Origin of the sequence: Luteibacter flocculans (assembly GCF_023612255.1) — a bacterium.
Lineage (GTDB): Bacteria > Pseudomonadota > Gammaproteobacteria > Xanthomonadales > Rhodanobacteraceae > Luteibacter > Luteibacter flocculans.
In genome coordinates this window covers 3081504-3101265 of the sequence record NZ_CP063231.1, presented here as the reverse complement: position 1 = coordinate 3101265, position 19762 = coordinate 3081504, and the positions used below count along the sequence as shown (strand labels likewise).

24 protein-coding genes are annotated in these 19762 nt (G+C 65.1%); 22 read left to right on the top strand and 2 right to left on the bottom strand.

From position 1 onward, the window contains the following. From IM816_RS13365 to IM816_RS13265, 21 genes are all read left to right on the top strand, one after another. On the top strand, positions 1 to 156 hold the full coding sequence (locus IM816_RS13365) for a hypothetical protein (RefSeq protein ID WP_250338452.1): 156 nt from the start codon (positions 1 to 3) through the stop codon (positions 154 to 156). A gap of 753 nt (positions 157 to 909) precedes the next feature. Further along, positions 910 to 1185, top strand: coding sequence for a flagellar motor switch protein FliN (gene fliN, locus IM816_RS13360; RefSeq protein WP_250340764.1), 276 nt, complete (start codon positions 910 to 912; stop codon positions 1183 to 1185). A gap of 5 nt (positions 1186 to 1190) precedes the next feature. After that, entirely contained in the window at positions 1191 to 1604 is a 414-nt protein-coding gene (fliO, locus tag IM816_RS13355) for a flagellar biosynthetic protein FliO (RefSeq protein WP_250338451.1), read from the top strand. Then, on the top strand, positions 1601 to 2392 hold the full coding sequence (gene fliP / locus IM816_RS13350; protein ID WP_250338450.1) for a flagellar type III secretion system pore protein FliP: 792 nt from the start codon (positions 1601 to 1603) through the stop codon (positions 2390 to 2392). Before fliO ends, fliP begins: the two co-directional genes overlap by 4 nt. After that, positions 2389 to 2658: a flagellar biosynthesis protein FliQ gene (fliQ, locus tag IM816_RS13345; protein WP_072321706.1), complete on the top strand. Its 270-nt coding sequence runs from the start codon at positions 2389 to 2391 to the stop codon at positions 2656 to 2658. The genes fliP and fliQ overlap by 4 nt, the downstream gene beginning before the upstream one ends. Further along, entirely contained in the window at positions 2658 to 3434 is a 777-nt protein-coding gene (gene fliR, locus IM816_RS13340) for a flagellar biosynthetic protein FliR (RefSeq protein ID WP_250338449.1), read from the top strand. Before fliQ ends, fliR begins: the two co-directional genes overlap by 1 nt. Next, positions 3431 to 4573: a flagellar biosynthesis protein FlhB gene (flhB, locus tag IM816_RS13335; RefSeq protein ID WP_250338448.1), complete on the top strand. Its 1143-nt coding sequence runs from the start codon at positions 3431 to 3433 to the stop codon at positions 4571 to 4573. The genes fliR and flhB overlap by 4 nt, the downstream gene beginning before the upstream one ends. A 2-nt stretch (positions 4574 to 4575) precedes the next feature. Next, the gene (flhA, locus tag IM816_RS13330; protein WP_250338447.1) at positions 4576 to 6684 is read left to right on the top strand and encodes a flagellar biosynthesis protein FlhA; all 2109 of its coding nucleotides are present in this window, start codon (positions 4576 to 4578) and stop codon (positions 6682 to 6684) included. 93 nt (positions 6685 to 6777) lie between these two features. Continuing rightward, positions 6778 to 8118: a flagellar biosynthesis GTPase FlhF gene (flhF, locus tag IM816_RS13325; protein WP_250338446.1), complete on the top strand. Its 1341-nt coding sequence runs from the start codon at positions 6778 to 6780 to the stop codon at positions 8116 to 8118. A gap of 49 nt (positions 8119 to 8167) precedes the next feature. Then, on the top strand, positions 8168 to 9043 hold the full coding sequence (locus IM816_RS13320) for a P-loop NTPase (protein WP_072321701.1): 876 nt from the start codon (positions 8168 to 8170) through the stop codon (positions 9041 to 9043). Beyond that, the gene (locus tag IM816_RS13315) at positions 9040 to 9771 is read left to right on the top strand and encodes an RNA polymerase sigma factor FliA (protein ID WP_072321700.1); all 732 of its coding nucleotides are present in this window, start codon (positions 9040 to 9042) and stop codon (positions 9769 to 9771) included. Before IM816_RS13320 ends, IM816_RS13315 begins: the two co-directional genes overlap by 4 nt. Positions 9772 to 9830: 59 nt before the next feature. Beyond that, positions 9831 to 10232, top strand: coding sequence for a chemotaxis response regulator CheY (cheY, locus tag IM816_RS13310; RefSeq protein ID WP_072321699.1), 402 nt, complete (start codon positions 9831 to 9833; stop codon positions 10230 to 10232). A 9-nt stretch (positions 10233 to 10241) separates the two neighbouring features. Beyond that, complete coding sequence (locus IM816_RS13305) at positions 10242 to 10883, top strand: protein phosphatase CheZ (protein ID WP_072321698.1); 642 nt, start codon at positions 10242 to 10244, stop codon at positions 10881 to 10883. 7 nt (positions 10884 to 10890) lie between these two features. Continuing rightward, entirely contained in the window at positions 10891 to 12954 is a 2064-nt protein-coding gene (locus IM816_RS13300) for a chemotaxis protein CheA (protein ID WP_250338445.1), read from the top strand. 1 nt (position 12955) lies between these two features. Next, positions 12956 to 13696 (top strand): flagellar motor protein, encoded by a 741-nt coding sequence (locus IM816_RS13295; protein ID WP_072321696.1) that lies wholly within the window; start codon positions 12956 to 12958, stop codon positions 13694 to 13696. Then, positions 13693 to 14709 (top strand): flagellar motor protein MotD, encoded by a 1017-nt coding sequence (motD, locus tag IM816_RS13290; protein WP_250338444.1) that lies wholly within the window; start codon positions 13693 to 13695, stop codon positions 14707 to 14709. Before IM816_RS13295 ends, motD begins: the two co-directional genes overlap by 4 nt. Further along, entirely contained in the window at positions 14709 to 15497 is a 789-nt protein-coding gene (locus tag IM816_RS13285) for a ParA family protein (protein WP_250338443.1), read from the top strand. Before motD ends, IM816_RS13285 begins: the two co-directional genes overlap by 1 nt. Continuing rightward, on the top strand, positions 15497 to 16066 hold the full coding sequence (locus tag IM816_RS13280) for a chemotaxis protein CheW (RefSeq protein WP_250338442.1): 570 nt from the start codon (positions 15497 to 15499) through the stop codon (positions 16064 to 16066). The genes IM816_RS13285 and IM816_RS13280 overlap by 1 nt, the downstream gene beginning before the upstream one ends. Then, positions 16063 to 16512, top strand: coding sequence for a chemotaxis protein CheW (locus tag IM816_RS13275; RefSeq protein WP_250338441.1), 450 nt, complete (start codon positions 16063 to 16065; stop codon positions 16510 to 16512). Before IM816_RS13280 ends, IM816_RS13275 begins: the two co-directional genes overlap by 4 nt. Positions 16513 to 16683: 171 nt before the next feature. Then, the gene (locus IM816_RS13270) at positions 16684 to 17091 is read left to right on the top strand and encodes a DUF2802 domain-containing protein (protein WP_250338440.1); all 408 of its coding nucleotides are present in this window, start codon (positions 16684 to 16686) and stop codon (positions 17089 to 17091) included. Positions 17092 to 17172: 81 nt separating this feature from the next. Further along, positions 17173 to 17709 (top strand): YaeQ family protein, encoded by a 537-nt coding sequence (locus IM816_RS13265; protein WP_250338439.1) that lies wholly within the window; start codon positions 17173 to 17175, stop codon positions 17707 to 17709. 95 nt (positions 17710 to 17804) lie between these two features. On the opposite strand, the gene IM816_RS13260 is transcribed toward IM816_RS13265, so the two are convergent. Continuing rightward, the gene (locus tag IM816_RS13260) at positions 17805 to 18440 is read right to left on the bottom strand and encodes a TMEM175 family protein (RefSeq protein WP_250338438.1); all 636 of its coding nucleotides are present in this window, start codon (positions 18438 to 18440) and stop codon (positions 17805 to 17807) included. Between the two features lie 69 nt (positions 18441 to 18509). Between IM816_RS13260 and IM816_RS13255 the strand changes: the two genes are divergently transcribed. Continuing rightward, a complete protein-coding gene (locus tag IM816_RS13255) occupies positions 18510 to 18800 on the top strand; it encodes a hypothetical protein (protein ID WP_250338437.1) in 291 nt (96 codons plus the stop codon). Positions 18801 to 19214: 414 nt separating this feature from the next. On the opposite strand, the gene IM816_RS18890 is transcribed toward IM816_RS13255, so the two are convergent. After that, complete coding sequence (locus IM816_RS18890; RefSeq protein WP_425602580.1) at positions 19215 to 19517, bottom strand: lipid-A-disaccharide synthase N-terminal domain-containing protein; 303 nt, start codon at positions 19515 to 19517, stop codon at positions 19215 to 19217. Positions 19518 to 19762: the final 245 nt, after the last annotated feature.

Sequence of the window (19762 nt, the reverse complement as noted above, 5' to 3'; positions counted from 1 at the left end):
ATGTCCGTGTTCTTGATTGCCCAAATTGCCAGCTACGAAGACGGTCTTTATCAAAATCTCGAGCATGATGTCGTTTTCTGGCTCATTGGCGCCATTGCATTAACGATGGTAGGGGTGGCAACCGCTATCTTCTTCAAGAAAAACGCTGCCCGTTGATAGCTCCGGCGGGCCGGGTGGCTTGCCTTCGTGATCGTTCGCGTGGAGTCGCTGGATTCCTCTGCTTTCGCAGGCACGACGTATGGGGCTCGCAGCTGCGTCTGCGGCTCTCCCGACACGCGACCTCAGTCATCGTGAGAGTCTTCGGTGTCCCCCTCGATGCGAGTTTCCGCACAAGAGAGCGGCCGAAGGCCACTAGGTACATGGGCCGCGCCAGCGGCCATCCTTTGCGAGCGCGGAGGACCTGTCTGAGCAGCGAGGGGGACACCGAAGGCTCAGGCCTCTCCGTCCGAGCCAACAGCCCCGCCAACCGCCGGACATATGCAGTCACGCTTCGGCGAACGAACCGACGTATCCAGACAGAGCCCCGGAATTCAGCGAAGAACCGTTTTTTTTCGGCCCATTCTGTCCTCAGTCGGCACGCTTACGTCGCAATGCATCCGTTGTTCGTTGCGGGCGGCGAGCTCTCCGCCATGTGACGCGTCAATGCCCCGTCGTGGTGACTAACTGCCGTCGAGCGTCAGGTTTCCGTCTGCCCTCCTGCGTCACCTTCCGTTCCCGACCTCGCCCCGGCGTCCAAGTGACTGATCCAGCGCAGAAACGTGCGATTCACGCCGCGCAGACATCGTGGCACGCCGCTTGCTTCAAGGGGATAGCAACCCGGCATACCCTCTCTTACACGGAACGGCCATGAACGAACCCACCATCCACGAAGAACTCGACAACGGTGCCGAGGCGTCTATCGCCGCCACCATGGGCCTCGGCAGTGAGGTCAATCTCGACGTCATCCTCGATGTGCCCGTCACCATGGCCATGGAAGTGGGCCGCACCAAGATCAGCATTCGCAACCTGCTCCAGCTGAACCAGGGGTCGGTGGTGGAACTGGACCGCGCCGCGGGCGAGCCGCTCGACGTGTTCGTGAACGGCACCCTCGTCGCGCACGGCGAAGTAGTCGTCATCAACGAGAAATTCGGTATCCGGCTGACCGATGTGATCAGCCCGGCCGAGCGCGTCCGCAAGCTGCGGTGATTCTCGTGCGCCGTAAGTTCGCCGCCTTCGTCGCAGCCCTTCTCCCGTGCGTCGTGCTGGCGGCTCCCGCCGCTGCGCCCGCGGTCGACTCGGGCGCGGAAATCGTCCGCGTGCTGATCAGCCTGCTCGGTGTCGTGGCGCTCATTTTCTTCGTCGGCTGGCTGAGCCGTCGCGCCCAGGCAAGGGTGCGTCCGGGCGGTCGGCGGATTCGCGTCATCGAATCGATGCCGGTCGGTATCAAGGAAAAGGTCATGTTGATCGAGGTCGGCGGTACCCAGTTGCTCGTCGGCGCCTCGCCGACCGGTGGCCTGCGGACGCTGCACGTGCTCGACACCCCGATCGCGGAGGACGTGCTGCCGCCGTCGTCGCCTGCCATTCGCGGCTTCCGCGACGTGCTTAACCAGTGGAAGCGTCCATGAAGTCTGCCAGTCCCGCGGCCCCCCGCCGCTCGCGCGCGATCCTGCGTTCCGCCTGGTGGTTCCTGATCCTGTTGCTCGCAACACCCGTGGTTGCGTTTGCCGCGGAGCCGCCGGGCATTCAGTTGCTCAACGTGCAGCCGGCCGGCAACGGCGGCCAGACGTGGTCGCTGTCGATCCAGATGCTGGCGCTGATGACGGCGTTGACCGCGCTGCCCGCGATCCTGCTGATGATGACTTCGTTCACCCGCATCATCATCGTGCTGGGCTTCCTGCGTCAGGCGCTGGGTACGAACAGCACCCCGCCGAACCAGGTAGTGCTCGGTCTGTCGCTGTTCCTCACGTTGTTCGTGATGACGCCGGTGATGAACAAGGCGTACGACGCAGGCGTCAAGCCGTACATGGATGGGCAGATGAGCGTGCAGGACGCGCTGCCGCTGGCTGCCGCGCCGTTCCGCCACTTCATGCTCGAGCAGACGCGCGAACCCGACCTGCAGTTGTTCACCCGGCTCGCCGGTGAGCAGCCCTATGCGGACAAGGATGCGGTGCCATACCGCGTGGCGCTGCCGGCGTTCGTCACCAGCGAGCTCAAGACGGCGTTCCAGATGGGCTTCCTGCTGTTCATTCCGTTTCTCATCATCGATCTCGTCGTCGCCTCCGTGCTGATGTCGATGGGCATGATGATGGTCTCGCCGATGATCATCTCTCTGCCGTTCAAGATCATGCTCTTCGTGCTGGTCGACGGGTGGACTCTGCTGCTCGGCACGCTGGCGGGGAGCTTCTTCCAATGACGCCGGAATCGGTCATCGGCTTTGGCCAGCAGGCCCTGCACATCGCGATGCTGATTGGCGCGCCGCTGCTGCTCACCGCGCTCGCGGTCGGTCTCATCATCGGCATGGTCCAGGCGGCTACGCAGATCAACGAGCAGACCTTGAGCTTCATTCCGAAGCTGATCTCCATGGCCCTAGTGATGATCATCGCTGGCCCGTGGATGCTCCGCACGCTGGTGCAGTTCACGCGTACCTTGATCGAGAACCTGCCCCAGGCGGTACGTTGATGCCGATCGACGTCGGCCAGCTCGAAGGGTGGGTGGGCAGCGCGTGTTGGGCGTTGGCGCGGATCTCGGGTCTCCTGCTCGTGGCGCCCGTGCTGGGTGCCACCATGATTCCTGCGCGGATTCGCCTCGGTCTGGCGCTGCTACTGACCATGGCGCTTGGGCCGTTGGCGCCGCTCGATATCCGGCCGCTCTCGGCGGAGGGCGTGGCGACGCTCGCCCAGCAGGTGCTGGTTGGCGCCTCGCTCGGTTTCATCCTCAAGCTGATCTTCGAAGCTGTGTCGTTCGGCGGCCAGCTCGTGTCGCAGGCGATGAGCCTCGGCTTCGCCGAGACCGTGAATCCCGGTGTCGGCGGCACCACGCCCGTGCTTAGCCAGTTCTACACGATGCTGGTGACGCTCCTGTTCCTGGTCATGAACGGTCACCTGCAGCTGATTGCGCTGCTGGCCGATAGCTTCCGCTCGTTGCCGGTGAGCGAGCAGGGCATCGGCACCAACGGTCTTTGGGGTGTGCTCGAGTTCGCCAGCCACTTGTTCGGTGGCGCGGTACGCGTGGCCTTGCCGGCGTTGACCGCGACGCTGGTGGTCAACCTGGGCTTCGGTGCGATCAGCCGGTCCGCTCCGTCCATGAATCTCTTTGCGGTCGGCTTTCCGATCACGATCTGTCTCGGCCTGCTGGCTGTCTGGCTTGCGTTGCGCGCGCTCCCGGGCGCGTTCGATTCGCTGCAGACCGAGGCGTGGGACGCCATGCGTCAACTCGTCGGGAGGTCCTCGCCATGAGCGAGACCGACAAGGAAGACCGCACCGAAGCCCCTAGTGACAAACGCCTTCGCGAAGCCCGCGAGAAGGGCGACCTCCCGCGTTCGCGCGACCTTTCCACCGCGGTCGTGGTGCTCTCGGGCGTCACCACCATGATCGCCTCGCGCGAGCAGATGGCTGTGCATGCGGCCAACATCATGCACGTGGGGCTGCGCTATTCGCGCGACGACCTGTTCGCGGTCGACGGCATCTCACGCGCGCTGGCAGCGGCTGCGCTGGAAGCCTTGAAACTGCTGGGCCCGGTGTTCGCCGTGACGGCGATCGCCGCAATCGCCGCCTCGGCGTTGATGGGCGGGCTCAATTTCTCGGGTCAGGCACTCATCCCGAAGTTCGACCGGCTCGATCCGATCAAGGGGTTTTCCCGACTGGTCTCGATGAACGGGCTGGTCGAACTCGGCAAATCCTTGCTGAAGCTGCTGCTGATCGGCGGTGCGCTGGCCTGGTTCCTGCGCCGTTCGACGCAGGAGATGTACACGGCAGGCACCGGCCCGGTGAGCAACGGCATCGCCCAGGCCTTCGGCATCTTCGGGCATGCCTCCCTCGTCTTCGCCTGCGCCCTCGGCGCCATCGCCCTGGTGGACGCGCCCTGGCAGAAGTTCAGCTTCACCAAAAAGATGAAGATGACCAAGCAGGAAGTGAAGGACGAGCACAAGGAAAACGAGGGCAGTCCGGAGCTGAAGTCGAAAATCCGTCAGATGCAGCATCAGATGGCGCGCCGTCGAATGATGGAAGACGTGCCGACGGCCGACGTGATCGTGACCAATCCGACCCACTTCGCCGTAGCCCTGAAATACGACGAAGACCGCATGGGAGCGCCGCGCGTGGTGGCCAAGGGCATGGATGTGATCGCCCAGCAGATCCGCGACGTGGCGGGTGGCGCGAAGGTGCCGGTGGTGGAATCGCCGCCGTTGGCACGCGCCTTGTATCACACGACGGAGATCGGCCGGGAAATCCCGTCGGCGTTGTACATCGCCGTGGCTCAGATCCTGGCCTATGTGTTCCGGTTGAAGCAGGCGATCGCCATGGGCGATCTCCCGCCCGACCTCCCGAAGCAGGACATCGACCCTGAATTGATGGGTCCCTACCGCATGGACAACTGACGATGGCAGCCTCCACCAACCTCATGGGCACGTTCCGCCAGATCGGCCGCCGCGGCATCGTGGCGCCGGTGGCGATGCTGATCATGCTCGGCATGATGATGCTGCCCCTGCCGCCGTTCATGCTCGACCTGCTGTTCACCTTCAACATCGCGCTCTCGCTGGTGATCCTGCTGGCGACGATGTACGTGATGCGACCGCTGGAACTGGCCTCGTTCCCCACCGTGGTGCTGTTCGCCACGTTGCTCCGCCTGGCGCTGAACATTGCCTCGACCCGCGTGGTGCTGTTGCACGGCCACAATGGCCCGGGCGCCGCGGGCAAGGTCATCGAGGCCTTCGGCGAGTTCGTCATCGGCGGCAACTTCGCCGTCGGCTTCGTGGTCTTTGCGATCCTCACCATCATCAACTTCGTGGTCGTGACCAAGGGTGCGACCCGCGTGTCCGAAGTGACGGCGCGCTTCACCCTCGACGCGATGCCCGGCAAGCAGATGGCGATCGACGCCGACCTCAATGCCGGTCTGTTGACGCAGGAGCAGGCGCGCGAGCGCCGCCAGGAAGTGCGCGAGGAAGCGGACTTCTACGGTTCGATGGACGGTGCGTCGAAATTCGTACGCGGCGACGCCACGGCCGGCATGCTGATCCTCGCGATCAACATCATCGGCGGGTTCTTCATCGGCATGCTGCAGCATGGCCTCTCCGCCGCCGAGGCCGCGCGCACCTACACGCTGCTGACTATCGGCGATGGCCTGGTGGCGCAGGTGCCCGGCCTCATGCTTTCGATCGCCACGGCCGTCATCGTGACGCGCGTCTCCAAGTCGCAGGAGATGGGCAAGCACGTGATGGGGCAGCTCTTCGGCCAGCCCAAGGCGCTCGGTGTCGCGGCGGCGGTGCTCGGCACGATGGGTCTCATCCCGGGCATGCCCAACATTCCGTTCCTCATCCTGGCGGGCATCGCCGGCTTTGCGGCGTGGAAACTGAATCGCGCGCAGCTCGACGCCGCGGCAGGTGTCGCCGCCGGGACGGGGGCTCCGGGTACCGAGCTGGCACTGGAATCCGCGCCGCCTGCCGAGCGGCTTGAGTTGTCCTGGGAAGACGTGGCCCAGGTGGACACCATCGGTCTGGAAGTGGGCTATCGCCTGATTCCGCTGGTGGACAAGGCGCAGGGCGGCGAGCTGATGGCGCGGATCAAGTCCGTGCGCCGCAAGCTCTCGCAGGAACTGGGTTTCCTGGTGCCGTCGGTGCACATTCGCGACAACCTCGATTTGGCGCCGCACGGTTACCGCATCTCCCTGATGGGCGTGCCGATGGGCGAGGCGGAAATCCACACCGAGCGCATGCTGGCGATCGATCCGGGCCGCGTACACGGCACGATCAACGGCATCGCCACACGCGACCCCGCGTTCGGCCTTGATGCGGTCTGGATCGAGCCGGGCATGCGCGAGCACGCGCAGACGCTCGGCTATACCGTGGTCGATCCGGCGACGGTGATCGCCACCCATCTTTCGCACATCCTGCAGAACCACGCGCACGAGCTCATTGGTCACCAGGACGTGCAGCAGTTGCTCGACCGCCTCGCCCAGCAGACGCCGAAGCTGGTGGAAGACCTCGTACCGAAGCGCCTGTCGCTCGGCGCCGTGGTCAAGGTGCTGCAGAACCTGCTTGCGGAGCGGGTACCCATCCGCAACTTCCGCGGCATCGTCGAATCGTTGGCGGAGCATGCAGGCCAGAGCCAGGATCCCGGCGTCCTCGCCGCCGCGGTGCGCGTCACCCTCGGCCGACAGATCGTGCAGGAAATCGCCGGCCTCGGGACGGAAGTACCTGTCATTACTTTGGCGCCGGAACTGGAGCAGATCCTGCTCCAGTCCCTGCAGGGTGGCGGTCCTGCCGGCGCGGCCGTCGAGCCGGGTCTTGCGGATCGCCTCCAGCAGAGCGTCGCGGACGCCGCGCGGCGTCAGGAAGCGGCGGGGGAACCGGCCGTTTTGTTGGTCTCGCCGGCACTTCGTCCGTGGTTGTCGCGCTTCACGCGGCATGTGGCCCAAAACCTGCATGTACTCGCCTACAACGAGGTTCCGGACAACCGTCGCGTCAAGCTGGTGACGGCCCTCGGGCGATAGGAATGAGACGCCGCGCGAAGAATAGGCGCGCGGACCGAACGAACATGGTGGCGCCTGGGAAAGAGGCGCCAGGACAAAGACAGGATCGAACGCATGAAAATCAAACGATTCGTTGCTCCCGACATGCGCCAGGCCATGCGCCAGGTCAGGGACGAACAAGGCCCGGACGCCGTGATTCTGTCGACGCGCCGCCTGGATGAAGGCATCGAGATCATCGCTGCGCTGGATTACGACGAAGCACTGGTGCGCGAGGCCGGCTTCGGTGTCGACGCGCCGAAGCGCGACGAGTCGCCGCTGCGCGCCCTGCGCGATGACGCCGAGCGCGCCGCACGCATCGATCAGGCCCGCGCCGCCACCGCGGCGGCCGTCGAACGTGCCGCGAAGGGCGGGGCACCGGCCAGCCAGACGAACACCAATGCTCCGCAGCGTCAATCGAGCGCGGCGCTGGCCGCCAGCGTCGCAGACGTGGTGCGCGCCGCCACCGTCACGCCCAATAACGATGCCGCCGTGAACGGCGTGCGTGCCGAGATCAACAACCTGCGCGAGATGCTCGAAGTGCAGCTCTCGACGCTGGCCTGGAACCAGATGGATCGCGAGCAGCCGCTGCGCGCCCGCGTGCTGCGCGAGATGACCCGGCTGGGCATCGACGCCGACGTCGCTCGCGCGCTGTGCGCGGAACTGCCGCCGGGCATGACGCCCGAGCAGGCGCGTTATCTGCCGCTGGGCATTCTTTCGCGCAACATCCGTACGAGCGGACGGAATTTCGACACGGTCGGCGGCGGCGTCATCGCGCTGGTCGGTACCACCGGCGTCGGCAAGACCACCACCATCGCGAAGCTCGCCGCGCGCGCGGTGCTGCGTCACGGCGCGTCCAACGTTGCCCTCATCAGCACGGATCAGTACCGCATCGGCGCCGGGGCACAGCTCGAACACTATGGCCGCCTGCTCGGCGTGCGCGTGTTCAACGCGCAGGATGCCAACAGTCTGCGCAACGTGCTGCTCCAGCTGCGCGGCCGCAACACGGTACTGGTCGACACGGCCGGGCTGGCGGGCAACGATCCGAAGCTCCAGCAGCAGTTCGAGACGCTGCGTGCGACCTCGGATCTGCGCGTCTGTCTCGTACTGGCGGCCAACGCGCAGGCGCAGGCCATCGACAACGCGGTGCGCGCCTATGCGCCGCTGGCTCCGCAGAGCGCCATTCTCACCAAGCTCGACGAGGCGCCGCTGATCGGCGGCGCGCTGTCCGCACTGATCCGCCACGGCCTGCCGCTGGACTACACCACCGACGGCCAGCGCGTGCCCGAGGACATTGCGTCCGCCGATGCGCGCAAGCTGGTCTGCCTGGCTGCGCAGCTCGTCAAGCAGCGCAGCGACGAACCCGACGACGCCATCCTCGCCGACCGCTTCGGCGGTGTGGCGCCGGCCCTGGCTTGACCCTCTTTCTCTTCAACCGCAACCGACTCCCACGGCAGTGACTTACTTCATGAGCACACACGTCGATTCCACCCAGGCCGCCGGGCTCCACTGGCTCGCCGATCGCCGCCCCACCCGCAGCATCGCGATTGCCGGCGGCAAGGGCGGCGTGGGCAAGACCACGGTGGCGGTCAACCTCGGCATGGCGCTCGCGATGGGCGGCCGTGACGTCCTTCTACTCGACGCCGATCTCGCCATGGCGAACGTCGACGTCCTGCTCGGCCTGCAGCCGACCCGGCACCTGGGTCACATGCTGGAAGGGGAGTGCGGCATCGAAGACCTCATCCTGCAGGCCGCACACGGCCTCAAGGTGATCCCCGCCACGTCGGGCGCGCGTCGCATGGCGCAGCTGCCGAACATCGAACACGCGGCGGTGATCCGGGCATTCGACGAATACCCGCTGGCGCCGGAGTACCTGATCGTCGACACGGCGGCGGGCATCTCGGACAGCGTCTCCATGTTCGCTGCGGCCTCGGACGAGGTGGTGGTGGTGGTCTGCGACGAGCCGGCCTCGCTCACCGACGCCTACGCGCTCATCAAGGTCATGAGCCGCGAGTTCGCGGTTAACCGCTTCCGCATCGTGGCGAACATGGTTCGCCACGCCCAGGAGGGGCGCCAGCTCTTCGAGAAACTGTCCCGGGTGACCAATCGTTTTCTCGATGTTTCCTTGGATTTCATGGGCATGGTTCCGCACGACGAGTACCTGCGCCAGGCGATCCGCCGCCAGTCGGCGGTGGTCGATGCCTGGCCCAGCAGCCGGTCGGCGGTCGGATTCAAGAATTTGGCCAGGTCGGTCGATACATGGGGTGAACCCGAACCCCGTGCACAGGGCCGTATTGGCTTCTTCGCCGAACGGTCCCATCAGGGGGGGGGGCTACCACTGTGAGCGTTGCGACCGAATACCTTGAGATCACGCGCATCCCAGCGGATGAACTGGTAAAGACCCACGCGCCGCTGGTGCGCCGAATCGCCTATCACCTGATGGGCCGGCTGCCGCCAAGCGTGGATGCAAACGACCTGATGCAGGCCGGAATGATCGGACTGCTTGAGGCCGCAAGAAATTACTCGCCGACTCGCGCGGCCAGCTTCGAAACCTATGCGGGTATCCGCATACGTGGCGCCATGCTGGACGAACTGCGCAAGACGGATTGGACTCCGCGCTCCGTCCACCGGAAGTTGCGCGAGGTCGCGGAGGTGACGAGGCAGATCGAAAACGAGACGGGTGGCGACGCCGAAGACGCGGAAGTGATGAAGCGGCTGGGCATCGACGCCATGGAATACAACCAGATCCTGGCGGACGCGGCGAGCGCGCGGTTGTTGAGCCTGACGGCGCCCGAAGGCGACGAAGGCGCGGCGATCGACGTGGTCGACCCGGACGCGGCCGGTCCGGAAGGTACGTTCGAGCAGGAAGGCCTGCGTGGCGCACTGGCGCAGTCCATCGACGGATTGCCCGAGCGCGAGAAGCTGGTCATGTCGCTGTACTACGACGAAGAACTCAACCTGAAGGAAATCGGTGCGGTGTTGGGAGTGAGCGAATCGCGGGTATGCCAGATCCATGGCCAGGCCCTGATTCGACTCCGCGCACGCATGTCGGGCTGGAAAGACAAGCAGTGACGGCACCCGTAGTGACGTCGCCGAAAAAGAACACGCGGTAGCAAGGCGGAGAGAACGTTTTGGACAAGAACATGAAGATTCTCGTGGTGGACGATTTTTCCACCATGCGACGCATCGTCAGGAATCTGCTGGTGGAGCTTGGCTTCACCAACACCCTGATCCAGGAAGCCGAAGACGGTAATGCCGCGCTGGCGATGCTGCGCGCGCAGCCGTTCGACCTGGTGGTCACGGACTGGAACATGCCGAACATGACCGGCATCGACCTGCTCCGCGCCATTCGCGCCGACGCCGCCCTGAAAGCCATGCCCGTGCTGATGGTGACGGCGGAGAACAACCGCGATCAGATCATCGCGGCTGCACAGAGCGGCGTGAACGGCTACGTCGTCAAGCCCTTCACGGCGGTCACGCTGAAGGAAAAACTCGACAAGATCTTCGAACGACTCGCCGCGGCCGCGGGCTAAGGAACGACCATGAACACCGTGATTTCCCCTGGCCACGACGTGGCGCCCGAACTGCGCGAGCTGCTGGATGCGAACGATCCCGCCTCGGTCGAGGAGGCCCTCGATCGCCTCCTGCGCAGCCGTGAACAGCACCTCTTCATGGCGCTGGGCCACTTGGCCCGCGACCTGCACGAATCCGCGCGCCGGCTTGCCGCCGACATCTCGCACGATGGTGTGCCGGGCAACATGAGCGATGCGCGCAAGCACCTGCGCGACGTGCTCGAGATGAGTGCCCAGGCTGCCCATCGCACCCTCGATTTCAGCGAAAAGCTGCGCCCGCAGGCACAGGCGCTCGCCCGCCAGGCCGACGAGGTGCTGGTGCTCGATCACGCCGACCCCGCCTTCGCCACCAGCGCCACGGCGCTTGCCGTGCGCGTGGGCGACTTCGCCCAGAGCTGCGACATCGGCTTTGGCGAAATGGTCGAGGCGCAGTCCTGGCAGGATCTCTCCGGCCAGCGCGTGGCGCAGGTCGAAGCGTTCATGGCCAAGGTGGAATCGTCGCTGGTGGAGCTGGTGCGCCTGACCGGCACGCTGGCCGGTGGTGCCGCGCCTGCTGCCGAAAAGGTCAGTCAGGACGAAGTGGACCGCCTGCTCAGCGAATTCGGCTTCTGAGCGCCCTATGAGCGTGGAGCTGGACAACGAGCTGCTCAACGTCTTTTTGATCGAGGCGCGCGAGCTGCTGGAAAGCCTGGGCGAACAACTCGTGGACCTCGAGTCCTCGCCCGGCGACGTCGACCTGTTGAATGCGGTGTTCCGCGCGTTCCACACGGTGAAGGGCGGTGCAGGCTTTCTTGGCCTGAACCCGATGGTGGAGCTGTGCCATCGCGCCGAAGATCTGCTCAATGAAGCCCGCAACGGCGCGATCGTGCTCAATGCCGGTTTCATGGACGCGCTGCTGGAATCGCTCGATCTGCTCAACGACATGATGCGGGCCGCCGATGGTGGCCTGCCAATTGAAGCTGCGCCGCGCTCGTTGCTCGACCGCCTGCTCATTCCCGGCCGCGCTGCCACAGCCCCTCCGGTGGCCCTGGCGCCACCCACCGCCGCGCCAGTCAGTGCGGCGCCCACTTCGCGCGCCTACGATCCCATCGAAGACGAATTCGAGGCGATGCTCGACGCGGCGCGCAATGAGCGCGAGCCTACTCCGGCATCGTCTGGCCCGATCTCCGACGACGAATTCGAAGCGCTGCTGGATTCCCTCTACGGCACCGGTGCTCCCGGTGCCGAAGGCGCTGCGAGCTCGCCGAACCCGGCACCGGCACCCGCCGCTCCTGCCGCACCTGCTGCGACGACTGCCGATCCGAACGCGATCAGCGACGACGAATTCGAAGCCTTGCTCGATAGTCTGCACGGTACCGCGGCACCGGGTGTCGTCCCAGGTGCTGCCGTGATTGCTGCTGCGCCGGCACCCGCACCCGCACCCGCTCCGCCGCCGACACCCGCGGAACCGGCACCCGCCGCTCCCGCGGCGCGCGCCGCAGCGCCGACGGAAAAGCGCACCGCGTCCACTGCCGACACCACGGTGCGCGTCGATACGCATCGTCTCGACGGGCTGGTGGATGCCGCGGGCGAACTCGTCCTCGTGCGTAACCGCCTCACCAATCTTGCGCCGCGCGGCACGAACGACCCGATGGAGCGTGCCATCGGCGAACTCGAGCGCGTGGCCGAAGACCTGCAGAACGCCGTGCTGCGCATGCGTATGCAGCCGGTCGGCAAACTGTTTTCGCGCTTCCCGCGCATCGTCCGCGATCTGGCTCGCCAGCTCGGCAAGGACATCGAACTGGTGACCGAGGGCGAAGAGACCGACATCGATCGTACGGTGGTCGAGGCCCTCGCCGATCCGCTGGTCCACCTGCTGCGCAATGCGGTGGATCACGGCATCGAGATGCCCGACGTCCGCGCTGCCGAGGGCAAGCCACGCAACGGTACCGTGCGCCTCGCTGCGGGTCAGTTCGGCGACCGCATCGTCATCACCGTGACCGACGACGGCAAGGGCATGGACCCCGAAGTGCTTCGTCGCAAGGCGGTAGAAAAAGGGCTGATGGATGCGGAGCAGGCGGCGCGTCTCGACGAGCGCGAATGCTACGAGATCGTGTTCCGTCCCGGCTTCTCCACGGCCAGTCAGGTCTCCGACATCTCCGGTCGCGGCGTCGGTATGGACGTCGTCAAGACCAAGATAGTGGAACTCGGCGGCACGTTGTCCATCGATTCGCGCGTGGGTCACGGCAGCACGGTGCGTCTCTCCGTTCCGCTTACCCTCGCCATCCTGCGCGTCCTCATGGTGCGCGTCGGCCATCGGCTGCTGTCGTTGCCGCTTTCCAATGTGGCGGAAGTCTTCGAGCTGGCTCCCGGGCAAATCCAGGAACTCGACGGCCGTGTCGTTGCTGCGCATCGGCAGCGCGCCCTCCCGCTCGTCGATCTCGGTCGCTGGGCGGGCGCGGCGGGGAAGGGCGGCCACGTGGTCGTGGTGCAGATCGGGCATCAGACGCTCGGCTGCCTCGTCGATGAAGTGCTCGGCCGCGAGGACGTCATGGCCAAGCCGCTGGGTCCGTTCCTCAAGGACGTGCCGGGTATCGCCGGCGCCACCATCACGGGCGATGGCCGTATCTCGCTGGTGCTCGACCTCTCCGGTCTTGCCGATGACAGTGGGCAGGTGCTGCCCTCGCTGAGGATGGCTGTCTGACATGGATCTCGTGAGCGTCGTCGGTACGATCCTGGCCTTCGTGGTCATCATCGTGGGTACCATCCTCAAGGGCTCGAGCCTCGACGCCCTGTGGAATCCCGCCGCCTTCGTCATCGTTTTCCTCGGTACGTTCGCGGCACTGCTGGTGCAGACGCCCGGAGCGGTCCTCAAACGCGCCTGGAGCATGCTGCCCTGGGTATATCGGCCACCGGATATCGAATCGGAAAACCTCGTCAGCCGCATCGTCGGCTGGAGCGAGATTTCGCGTCGCACGGGCCTTCTTGGCCTCGAGCCTTCGATCGAGCGCGAGACCGACCCCTTCATCCGCAAGGGTCTGCAACTGCTCGTGGACGGCACGGAGCCGGATGCGATGCGTTCGGTGCTGGAAGTGGAAGTGCTCGCGCGCGAGCACACCGACATCGAGGCGGCCAAGGTCTACGAGAATGCGGGCGCCTATTCCCCCACGATGGGTATCATCGGTGCAGTCATGGGTCTCATGTCCGTGATGCAGAACCTCGCCGAACCGAGCAAGCTGGGCCACGGCATCGCCGCGGCCTTCGTGGCCACGATCTACGGTATCGGCCTTGCCAATCTGCTGGCTCTGCCCATGGCGTCGCGCCTGAAGGGCCTGGCGCGGCAGCGTTCGCAGATGCGCGAGATCCTCGTCGAGGGTCTGGTTTCCATTGCGCAGGGTGACAACCCGCGCCATATCGAAAGCAAGCTGCAGGGTTTCCTGTCGTGAAACGCAGGCACCAGGAAGAACACATCAACCACGAACGCTGGGCGATCCCTTATGGCGATCTGATCACGTTGCTGCTCGCGCTGTTCGTGGTGATGTACGCGGTGTCGGCCGTGAACGAAACGAAATTCCGCGTCATGGCGCAGTCGATCAACGAGGCCTTCAACGGCACCGGCAAGGTGATCGAGCCGATTCGCGAAGCCACACCGGCGGCACAAGTACCGTTGCCGAACCAGTCGCGTGCGCCGGCTGCGGCCCCCATCGCACGGATCGACGTGCCCATCCCGCCGCGCAATCTGCCTCTTCCCGGGCACGAAGGCGCAGCGACGGAGCGTCAGGAGGCGGCGAACGTCAACACTGCCACGGCCGCGAACACCAGCGTGGGCAAGACCGAAGACGCCAGCCTCAGCCAGATCTCGGACGAAGTGAAACGGGCGATGCGTCCGTTGATCGACAAGAACCTCGTCAACGTGCGGCAGACAGCCGACTGGCTCGAAATCGAAGTGCGCACGGACATCTTGTTTCCCGTCGGCGTTGCCAAGCTCCAGCCGCCTGCGGAAGATGTGCTGCGCAAACTGGCGGGCATTCTCGGTCCGTTCCCGAATGCGATGCGCATCGAGGGCTATACCGACAACACGCCGATTGCGACGGCGCTGTTCCCTTCCAACTGGGAGCTGTCGGCCGCGCGCGCGGCGACCGTCGCGCGTCTACTCACGATGTCGGGCGTCGATCCGCACCGGGTAGGCATCATCGGCTGGGGCGAGTTTCGGCCGAGTGCAGACAACGCAACCGAAGACGGTCGCAATCGCAATCGTCGCGTACTCATCGTGGTCATGAGCGACAAGGCCGCACCGGCCCGGTTCTACAGCGATGCGGACCGCGTCGATCTCACGGCGACGCCGGTCGGCCAGCATGCCGCCGCCGCGAGCAGCGTGTCGTCGACGGAAGCGAGCCGGGGTGCCGCCGCTCCGACGGCCGGTGCCGCGCGATTCGCGCCCTCGGCGGAGGCGCACTGATGCGCATCTGGGCGATATCCAATCAAAAGGGCGGCGTGGGCAAAACCACCACCACGGTGGCGCTTGGAAGCCTGTTGGCGCAGTCCGGTCAACGCACCTTGCTGGTCGACATGGACCCGCACGCATCGTTGTCCGGCTACATCGGCGTGGAAGGCGGGGCACACGGCAGCGTGTACGACCTGTTCGGCGTGGGCGGCAACCCGCTTCCCGTGCGCACGCTCGTTCACGGCACGAAGTGGGACAGGCTCAGCGTGCTACCGGCATCGGCGGCCATGATTACCCTCGATCGTCAGCTCGGTACCCGTCCGGGCATGGGTCTTGTGCTGACGCAAGCGCTGGCTGAACTCGCGCCCGATTTCGACCATGTACTGTTCGATTGCCCGCCCACGCTGGGCGTCCTGATGGTCAATGCACTGGCGGCGAGCGACCGGCTGCTCGTGCCGACGCAGACCGAAGCGTTGGCGCTGGCCGGCCTCGAGCGGATGCTGCGCAGCCTGTCGATGATCGAGCGCTCCCGTGGCAAACCCATGCCGCGCACGATCGTGCCGACGCTTTACGATGCCCGGACGCACGCATCTCGGGCGTGCCTCGCGCAATTGCGTGAGCAGTACGGCGATGCCGTGAGCCAGGTTGTGATTCCGACGGATACGCAGATCCGAGAAGCCAGCGCGGCCGGCGTGCCGTTGGCGTCGTGGCCTGCCGCGCGCCGTGGCGGCTTGGCGTATCGCCAGTTGCTCGACGAACTGCTGGCCCTTCCGTCCGCGTCTGTGACGGACGCTGCCGCGTGATGCGTACCATGCACGACGCCGAACAGCTCGTCGCCGACTACCTCGCGGAGCTGCTGACGCCGGCTGCGCATGCCGTGCCTGCACCCGCGCCATCGTCCGACGTCAAGGTCGTGGCGATCGAGCCGTGGCGCGGCAGCGTCGCCACGGCGGAAAAGGCTTGCCGCTATCTGCTGTGCGTGGCGGCGGGCGTGAAACTCGCCGTACCCATGGACGACGTGACGCATCTGCTGCCGATGCCTCCGTTGACCCCGCCGAACATCACGAACCCCATCTGCCTCGGCCGCTGGCGGCATCCCAGTGGCGAAGCCCGGGTAGTCGATCTCGCGGCCGTGCTCTCTCCGGACATGGCGGGCGCACCGGTGACGACGCTCGTGATCCTGCGCGACCGCATCTGGGCGCTGGCCTGCGTGGTCGACGAGGAGACGGTGGACATATCTCCCGACGCCATCCAGTGGCGTGACGGTGCGACCACCCGCCCCTGGCTGGCGGGTATGTCGCTTGAACCGAAGTGCGGCGTGGTAGGTACCACGGCGTTGATCGAATGGCTGGAAAAGGAGTTGGGACCATGACCTCATCCCTCCATGATGGACGCGGCGCCTGGCTCGGCTTCTCGTTGAAGGGCCAGCGCTATGCGGTATCACTCGCCAGTGTGCGCGAGGTGATTCGCCCCGGCGGCATCACGCCCGTGCCGGGCGCCCCCGAGGACGTGCTCGGCATCGTGAACCTGCGCGGGCAGATCGTGCCGGTGCTCGACGGTCGTCGTCGCTTTGGACTCGACCTTGCCACCGAGGCTGACGATGATGACGCGCGCCGCGTGATCGTTTTCGACGAAGGTGGCACGGTGGTCGGCATGCGCATCGACGTCATCGGCGAGATGCTCACCTTCGATCCCGACGACGTGGCGCCGCCACCGCCCGGTCGCGCCGAACGGCGCGACGACCCCGTCAGCGGCGTCGTCACCCGCGACGACGGCTTCATCGCCCTCGTCGACGTGCCGAAGTTGTGCCGCGCCTGAGCAGGCGGCGGTGATGGTCCCGCAGACGATGGCGTCGTCCGCGGGTTCGCCGTGCCGCGCTCGCTGTCATCGATCCGGTCCCTGCGACGTACGCGGGGTACGCCCTGCGCCGCTTCGAAAACCGCGCGCATTGGGTTACCGTGTGCCGCGACCTCACGGAGTCCCGCCTGCATGAACGCCGCCATCGGATACGTGCTGATCGCTCTTGCGATCCTCAACCTCGTCGGGCTGCTGCTCCTGTTCCGCCGCGTGGGTGGTGGCGCCTCGGCGGCCCCACGCAGTGAACCCTCAGCTCAGCCCGTCCCGCCGGCTGCCGCCCCACCGGAGCCTGTCATCGCGGAGGACGTACTGGCGAACATGCTTCGCCGGCTCGATCACCGCCTGGGCGATATCGAGGACCAGGTCCGCCGTACGCCGACGTTGTCGGCGGCAGGCGACCACGGCGCGACCTCCGATCGCGCGCTGGCCCTCGCGCAGCGCCTCGCTCGGCAAGGGGCGTCCCCGCAGAACATCGCGGAGACCTGCGGCATTTCGCTGACGGAAGCCGAACTCCTGCACCGGTTGCACGCGCCCCAGTAACGCCGGAGCACGACGCGTCCGGCGGCTGGTCGCCGCGTTCGTGTACGCTTTGCGGCCGGCAGCGACCCCAGGCGACTCCCCATGGCACTCAAATCCACGGTCTTCAAGGCTGACCTGCAGGTCAGCGACATGGACCGGCACTATTACCAGTCCCACGCGCTGACGATCGCCCAGCATCCGTCGGAAACCGACGACCGGATGATGGTGCGCGTGCTGGCCTTCGCGCTGAATGCGGACGAGGCGCTGGTCTTCGGCAAGGGCATCAGTTCCGACGACGAGCCGGACCTTTGGCGGAAGGAACTCACCGGCGAAGTCGATCTATGGATCGAGATCGGACAGCCTGACGAGCAGCGTATCCGCCGCGCCGCCGGTCGCGCCAAGCGCGTGATCGTCTACAGCTACAGCGGCCGCAGCGCGGAAGTCTGGTGGAAGAAGACCGCGGCGGCCGTGGCCCGGACGAAGAACGTATCCGTCATCGATATCGCCCCGGCGACTGTCGAAGCGCTCGCCGCACTCACGCAGCGCACGATGCAGATCCAGTTCATGGTGCAGGACGGCCAGGCCCAGGTCATCAGTGGCGATGCGATCGTACCGATCGAGCTGACGACGTTGGCTTGACGTGGCCTTCGGCCCTGCTGCCCTCCACGCGCACGACGCGCCGTGGAGGCGATCGACGAGCATCCCCTTCGCCGAATTCCCCTCGGCCTGCGCCGTCACTCCGTCTCGGCGATCGGTCCCGCAGCACGCGACTTTGTCATCCGCACAAAGAGCATGACCATCAACGGCATGAGCATCAGGGGCAGGTTGCTCGGACCTGGCCACCAGATAGCGAGGACACCCGAAAGCAACGCCATCAGCGGCAAGGCCATCGTCCGGCGCCGAAGCGTGGCGACCACCTCATCGGTCACGTCTTCCCGAAGATACGGCGCACGCAGAACGCGCTTGACCAGGCGGTGCTGAAGCAGACCTGCCAACAGCAGCGTGCCGGTGTAGAACCATTCCGGTACGCGCTCGGTGGGATGCGAGCTCATCAAAGCCGAGGAAAACGGCATGAATGCGACGACCATGAGCAGGAACAGATTCGGCCATACGATGGACGGATCGTAATGGCGCAGTAGTCCGAATACGCGATGATGGGCCGCCCAGAGCGCGCCGATGACGATAAAGCTGAGGATGAAACCGACAAAGTGCGGCGTGAGTTGAAGCAACGCCAGCAACCACGCCCGGTCGCTCAGGTCCTCAGGATGCGGCACGTGAATCTCGATCACCAGCAAGGTGATGGCAATGGCGAAAACGGCGTCCGAAAAGAACGTCAGCCGTTCGAGCTGCTGATCCTGCGCTTGCGACATGCGTTACCCCTTTCCCCTGGCTAGCTCCCCTGGGGATCATCGCCCGAGCCGGTTCCGAGGGGAAGGGGTATGGCCTTGCGACTGCGTTTCATTGTTGAAAGCCGCGTTTCCCATGACGAGGTCGGCCCAGGTGCGTGTGGCTCAGAGGCTTTTCGCGCTGCGTCTGCGGACCCGGTAGCGGTTTCCCGCGTATCGAAGGAACGTTATACAAACTGCCAGATAAGTGGTTGTAGCAAAGGAATAGAAAGCGCCATCGTGCTCGACATCGTCATAGTGGCCAGCAGCGAATCCAAACACGAGCAATGCGGCGAAGCCGCCGCATTGCCAAAGCCACTCTTTAACTCATGGCTTCATCGTTGAGGCAAAGTGCTCAACAGCAACCCCGCTGGGGTCTGGCGCATAATAGTCCCGGCAACACGACCGGCTACAGCCGAGAGACCCTCAGTGGAACCAAAAACTGCGCTATAGAGCGCCCCAGGCACAGTGTGTTTGAAAATGGTGTTCACAACGCTGCCGAGCGCACGGTCCATAGCGGCGTCGCGGGTTAGCCCAGCTTGCGGCGGAGGCGTTCCGCCCGCGATGAAATTACATTCAGAGTAAGTCAGATTTCTCATGTTGTCTCCTTGCGAAGTTGATGTTGCGGAAAACCGGTTGTGATTATCAGCGATATAAGAATGGATTGCGGGCAGGCATTACCTCGCCGTTCGCGGGTATTCGGCTAAAAAATTCGTCAGATTTTCTCTTCGTTCGAACATGACAAACCTGATTGGGGGCTTATCGCTTGCGAAGAAGCCACAGGTTTCGTCCATGTAGGACGGGGAGAAGGGCTTGGCCGAGAATGATCGGTAGCTTGTCGAGATGTAGCGCGTACAAGAGCGAGATGAGACTTCCCCAGAAGCTCAAATGCCAAAATACAGGCGGTACGACTACGCGGCCTGAGCGTTCGGAGCAGATCCACTGAACGACAAAACGAGAGCCGAAGAGCGCGGTTCCGAAAAGTCCGATGGCCGTCCATGCGGAAGAGTCCGCGTAAAGCCACGGGGCCACGGATTCCAGGCGATTCTGAAGAAATGACATCGACGGTCTGCGCTCAGTGACGGACAGTGGGCAGAGCCGGGGCGCTCGTGATGCGCCGCGGCTCTCTCGTCTTGCGTGGCCGCATTTACCTTTTTTGCCGAAAGTATCGGATTGAAACGATGCAGCAAAGCAAATAGCACACGCCTCCGGTGACGAAAGAGAGGGCGTTGTGCTCCATGCTGTCGTATTGGCCGACGTGAAAGCCGATGACGAGAACAAGCGCAATCACCACGCAGGAGGAGATC

Bases quoted from the DNA above. Each gene is read 5' to 3' on its own strand.
- IM816_RS13270 (WP_250338440.1), top strand. From the start codon at position 16,684: ATGAACGCCGCCATCGGATACGTGCTGATCGCTCTTGCGATCCTCAAC.
- IM816_RS13280 (WP_250338442.1), top strand. From the start codon at position 15,497: ATGCGTACCATGCACGACGCCGAACAGCTCGTCGCCGACTACCTCGCG.
- fliN (WP_250340764.1), top strand. From the start codon at position 910: ATGGGCCTCGGCAGTGAGGTCAATCTCGACGTCATCCTCGATGTGCCC.
- IM816_RS13285 (WP_250338443.1), top strand. From the start codon at position 14,709: ATGCGCATCTGGGCGATATCCAATCAAAAGGGCGGCGTGGGCAAAACC.
- IM816_RS13255 (WP_250338437.1), top strand. From the start codon at position 18,510: ATGGCCTTGCGACTGCGTTTCATTGTTGAAAGCCGCGTTTCCCATGAC.
- IM816_RS13305 (WP_072321698.1), top strand. From the start codon at position 10,242: ATGAACACCGTGATTTCCCCTGGCCACGACGTGGCGCCCGAACTGCGC.
- IM816_RS13265 (WP_250338439.1), top strand. From the start codon at position 17,173: ATGGCACTCAAATCCACGGTCTTCAAGGCTGACCTGCAGGTCAGCGAC.
- IM816_RS13275 (WP_250338441.1), top strand. From the start codon at position 16,063: ATGACCTCATCCCTCCATGATGGACGCGGCGCCTGGCTCGGCTTCTCG.
- fliP (WP_250338450.1), top strand. From the start codon at position 1,601: ATGAAGTCTGCCAGTCCCGCGGCCCCCCGCCGCTCGCGCGCGATCCTG.
- flhA (WP_250338447.1), top strand. From the start codon at position 4,576: ATGGCAGCCTCCACCAACCTCATGGGCACGTTCCGCCAGATCGGCCGC.
- fliQ (WP_072321706.1), top strand. From the start codon at position 2,389: ATGACGCCGGAATCGGTCATCGGCTTTGGCCAGCAGGCCCTGCACATC.
- IM816_RS18890 (WP_425602580.1), bottom strand. From the start codon at position 19,517: ATGTCATTTCTTCAGAATCGCCTGGAATCCGTGGCCCCGTGGCTTTAC.
- IM816_RS13295 (WP_072321696.1), top strand. From the start codon at position 12,956: ATGGATCTCGTGAGCGTCGTCGGTACGATCCTGGCCTTCGTGGTCATC.
- flhF (WP_250338446.1), top strand. From the start codon at position 6,778: ATGAAAATCAAACGATTCGTTGCTCCCGACATGCGCCAGGCCATGCGC.
- IM816_RS13365 (WP_250338452.1), top strand. From the start codon at position 1: ATGTCCGTGTTCTTGATTGCCCAAATTGCCAGCTACGAAGACGGTCTT.
- IM816_RS13300 (WP_250338445.1), top strand. From the start codon at position 10,891: ATGAGCGTGGAGCTGGACAACGAGCTGCTCAACGTCTTTTTGATCGAG.
- flhB (WP_250338448.1), top strand. From the start codon at position 3,431: ATGAGCGAGACCGACAAGGAAGACCGCACCGAAGCCCCTAGTGACAAA.
- IM816_RS13320 (WP_072321701.1), top strand. From the start codon at position 8,168: ATGAGCACACACGTCGATTCCACCCAGGCCGCCGGGCTCCACTGGCTC.
- IM816_RS13260 (WP_250338438.1), bottom strand. From the start codon at position 18,440: ATGTCGCAAGCGCAGGATCAGCAGCTCGAACGGCTGACGTTCTTTTCG.
- fliR (WP_250338449.1), top strand. From the start codon at position 2,658: ATGCCGATCGACGTCGGCCAGCTCGAAGGGTGGGTGGGCAGCGCGTGT.